Below are 3964 nucleotides of genomic sequence, written 5' to 3'. Positions count from 1 at the left end.
GGCGGGGTGAACTGCGGTGGCGGGGGCGGCGGGTAGCCGTAGCCGCCGTAGGGACCGGGCTGTTGGGGCTGCTGACCGTAGGGACCGGGCTGCTGCGGATAGCCGTAGGGGCCGGGCTGTTGGCCGTACGGGCCCGGCTGCTGCGGATAGCCGTAACCCGGCTGGGGTGGAACGGGAGCCCCGAAACCGCCCGACGGTGGCTGTGGCGGTTGGTTCGGCGGCACTCCGTAACCGCCGGACGGCGGCTGGTCGGGCGGCTGAGTCATCAGCGGCTCCCCCTCGTTCACTGATTTTTAGCCACGCCCCGAGGTTCACGAAGGTCCCGGAGGCGCATTCAAGCAGGTCTCAGACGGCCCTTTCTATCACCCGGCTGTCCCCGCACAACGGGCCGGTTCTCCCCTGTTCCCAAGGGAGGACCGGCCCGTGATACCGCCGTTATGCGCCTTCACGCACCCTTCACGCGTCCTCGGCGAGTTCCAGCCACCGCAGCTCCAGCTCGTCCCGCTCGGTGCTCAAGTCCCGCAACTGGGCGTCCAGTTCGGCGACTTTCGCGAAGTCCGTGGCGTTGTCGGCGATCTGGGCGTGCAGCTTGGCCTCCTTCTCGGTGACCTTGTCCAACTGCCGCTCGATCTTCTGGAGTTCCTTCTTCGCGGCGCGCTGGTCGGCGGCGCTCACGGCGGGCACGGCCTTCTCCACGACGGGGACGGCGGCCGCGGCGACTTCCTCCATACGGTGGCGCCGCTCCAGGTACTCGTCGATTCCGCGCGGCAGCATCCGCAGCGTGGCGTCGCCGAGGAGGGCGTACACCTTGTCGGTGGTGCGCTCGACGAAGAACCGGTCGTGGGAGATCACGATCATCGAACCGGGCCAGCCGTCGAGGACGTCCTCCAGCTGCGTCAGTGTCTCGATGTCGAGGTCGTTGGTGGGCTCGTCGAGGAAGAGGACGTTGGGCTCGTCCATGAGGAGACGGAGGAGCTGGAGCCTGCGCCGCTCACCGCCGGACAGGTCACCGACCGGCGTCCACTGCTTCTCCTTGTTGAACCCGAACGTCTCGCACAGCTGCCCGGCGGTCATCTCCCGCCCCTTGCCGAGATCGACCCGCTCCCGCACCTGCTGCACGGCCTCCAACACCCGGAGCGTGGGCTTGAGTTCGGCGACCTCCTGGGAGAGATAGGCGAGCTTGACGGTCTTTCCCACGACGACCTTGCCGGCCGCGGGCTGGGTGTCGCCGTCGCTGCGGGCGGCGTCGGCGAGGGCGCGCAGCAGGGAGGTCTTCCCGGCGCCGTTGACGCCGACCAGGCCGACGCGGTCGCCGGGACCGAGGTGCCAAGTGATGTGCTTCAGAAGGACTTTGGGCCCGGCCTGGACGGTCACGTCCTCCAGGTCGAAGACCGTACGGCCCAGGCGCGAGGAGGCGAACTTCATCAGCTCGCTGGTGTCGCGGGGCGGCGGCACGTCCGCGATCAGTTCGTTGGCGGCCTCGACACGGAAGCGCGGCTTGGACGTACGGGCGGGGGCGCCCCGGCGCAGCCAGGCCAGCTCCTTGCGGACCAGGTTCTGCCGCTTGGTCTCCTCGGTGGCGGCGATGCGCTCGCGCTCGGCGCGGGCGAAGACGTAGTCGGTGTAGCCGCCCTCGTACTCGTAGACGTCGCCCTTCTGCACGTCCCACATGCGGGTGCAGACCTGGTCCAGGAACCAGCGGTCGTGGGTCACGCAGACGAGCGCGGAGCGGCGCTCGCGCAGATGCTGGGCGAGCCAGGCGATGCCCTCGACGTCGAGGTGGTTCGTCGGCTCGTCGAGGACGACCAGGTCCTGGTCCTCGATGAGCAGCTTGGCGAGCGCGATACGGCGGCGCTCGCCACCGGAGAGCGGGCCGATCACGGTGTCCAGGCCCTGCGGGAAACCGGGCATGTCGAGCCCGCCGAAGAGTCCGGTGAGTACGTCGCGGATCTTGGCGTTGCCCGCCCACTCGTGGTCTTCCATGTCCCGGATGACCTCGTGGCGGACGGTCGCCTCCGGGTCGAGGGAGTCGTGCTGGGTGAGGACCCCGAGGCGGAGCCCGCCGGAGTGGGTGACGCGGCCGGTGTCGGACTCCTCCAGCTTGGCGAGCATCCGGATCAGGGTGGTCTTGCCGTCTCCGTTACGGCCCACGACCCCGATCCGGTCCCCTTCGGAGACACCGAGCGAGACACCGTCGAGCAGGGCACGGGTGCCGTACACCTTGCTGACGTTCTCGACATTGACCAGGTTGACGGCCATTTCTCTCCTGACAGGGGGGACGGTCAGCCTCCCAGAGTAATGCGCGGGGGGAGGGTGACGATCCGTGCAGGTCAGCGGGTGGCGCCCGGCGGCCAGAGCACCCGTACGGGGACACCGGTCCGCTCGGCGTGGGCCACGGCGTCCGCCGTTCCGCCGTATCCCCGTGCCGGTTGGCCGTCCCACACGGCCAGGAGCTCGTCCACCAGGCCGACGAGGATCTCGCTGCCCGCCTGGTGGGCCTCGGGGGTCGACTCCACCAGGCCGGTCTCGTGCACGTGGGCCGCCCGCCGCAGGAGCGTGTCGTACGTGGCGTGATGCCATACGGGGAGGCCGGCCCGGTACGCGGCGGCGGGTACGACGACTTCGAGGCGCCCGCCGTGCGCGAGGGCCGTCTCCGCGAACCACGAGTCGGGGCCGTCGGCGACGCACGAGACGGCGACCAGTTCCGAGGGGTCGTAGCCGCGTACCGCCTCGGAGAGCAGCTCCCGGACCCGTTCCTCGACCTCCGGGCCGAGCCCGCGATGTCCCGTGATCCCCACCCGCATGCCGTCCTCCTGAGTCGGCGCGCCCGGGCCGCATGCCGACGGCCCGGCGCGCAGCACCAGTCTCGCTCGCGGGTCAGCGGGCCGCCGCCGACCTGACCTCGCCCAGCAGGTCGTACATCGTCCGGCCCGGGCAGTCCGTCTGGAGCCAGTCCCGGTGGCCGCTGATCGTCTCGTTGTCCTTCTTCACGCCGTTGACCGGGTTGGTGTAGGTGATCTTCGCCTGGGGGTCGAGGCCCTTGAAGCGGGTGATGACCTTGATGAGGCGGATCAGGGAGGCCTTGGCCGCGGCCGTGGGGGCCTGGTCCACGAGGTTGCCGATGAGGGCGATGCCGAGGTTGCCGGAGTTGAAGCCCGCCGTGTGGAAGGCGGTGACCAGGTTGCCGTCGGGGTCGAAGGCCGGGATCGGGTCGTCGCCGGAGTAGCGGCCCTCGTAGATGACGCCCGCCTCGTCGATGAGGAAGTGGTAGCCGATGTCGCCCCAGTCGAGGGTGATCGCGTGGTACTCGTAGATCCCTCGGACGGTCGCGGCCGGATCCGGGTCCGCGTTCGGGGTGTCCGTGTGGTGGACCGTGATCGACTGCAACGGGTAGTACGCCTCGGGGGAGTTGACCTTGCCGTCCTTGTACCGCTTCGCCTCGTCGGCGCCCCAGGCCGGGCGCGAGAGGTAGCGGACGCCACGGACGCGGGTCGGCTCGGACGGTACGTGGAAGGTGCGGTCGGGGCCCCGGGTGCAGTCGATGGCCAGCGAGCGTACGTCCGTCGCGCCCGCCGGTGCCTTCACCTCGTAGGTGGTGGCCTCGTCGGCCGCGACCAGGACTGTGCCGCCGCCGTCGATCGTCGCGCAACCACTGCCCGTCTGCTGCCAGTTGCCGTCCGCGAGGCGGATGCCGGCGCCGTCGGGGTCACCGGTCCAGCGCAGGCCGACGTAGGACACGGCGAAGGCCGTGGTGGTCGGCGCGGTGCCGGTGGCCGTGGCGGTGCGGGTGGCCGGGAAGGTCTCCGGCGTGGTGCCCGAGGGGGCCGCGTCGGCGCTCGTGTCGGGGGTGGAGCCGGCGTCGGTGGCCGCGAAGACCACCGGGGTGAGGGCGGCCCCGGCGGCCACCGACGCCGGCTCCACCCCCGACACGAGCGCCGACGCGGCCCCCTCGGGCACCACGCCG

General features: G+C 70.9%; 3 protein-coding genes and 1 pseudogene. All 4 read right to left on the bottom strand.

Annotated features, from left to right (window positions below; all coding sequences use genetic code 11):
• Positions 1–266, bottom strand: a pseudogene (locus tag JHN63_RS49500) (hypothetical protein); the annotation flags it as partial.
• 190 nt (positions 267–456) lie between these two features.
• Positions 457–2259 carry an ABC-F family ATP-binding cassette domain-containing protein gene (locus tag JHN63_RS49495; protein WP_200691695.1) on the bottom strand — a complete coding sequence of 601 codons (1803 nt, stop codon included), beginning with the start codon at positions 2257–2259 and terminating at the stop codon, positions 457–459.
• 71 nt (positions 2260–2330) lie between these two features.
• Positions 2331–2804 (bottom strand): hypothetical protein, encoded by a 474-nt coding sequence (locus JHN63_RS49490; RefSeq protein WP_200691694.1) that lies wholly within the window; start codon positions 2802–2804, stop codon positions 2331–2333.
• A 73-nt stretch (positions 2805–2877) separates the two neighbouring features.
• Complete coding sequence (locus tag JHN63_RS49485) at positions 2878–3960, bottom strand: peptidoglycan recognition family protein (protein WP_307782178.1); 1083 nt, start codon at positions 3958–3960, stop codon at positions 2878–2880.
• Between the last annotated feature and the right edge of the window lie 4 nt (positions 3961–3964).

It is taken from the genome of Streptomyces sp. MBT65, assembly GCF_016612545.1.
Taxonomy (GTDB): domain Bacteria; phylum Actinomycetota; class Actinomycetes; order Streptomycetales; family Streptomycetaceae; genus Streptomyces.
The sequence above is the reverse complement of the archived record's forward strand: the minus strand, read 5'-3'. Positions and strand labels throughout refer to the sequence as shown.

Excerpts from the sequence above, each read along its gene's own strand:
- JHN63_RS49495 (WP_200691695.1), bottom strand. The coding sequence starts at position 2,259 with ATGGCCGTCAACCTGGTCAATGTCGAGAACGTCAGCAAGGTGTACGGC.
- JHN63_RS49490 (WP_200691694.1), bottom strand. The coding sequence starts at position 2,804 with ATGCGGGTGGGGATCACGGGACATCGCGGGCTCGGCCCGGAGGTCGAG.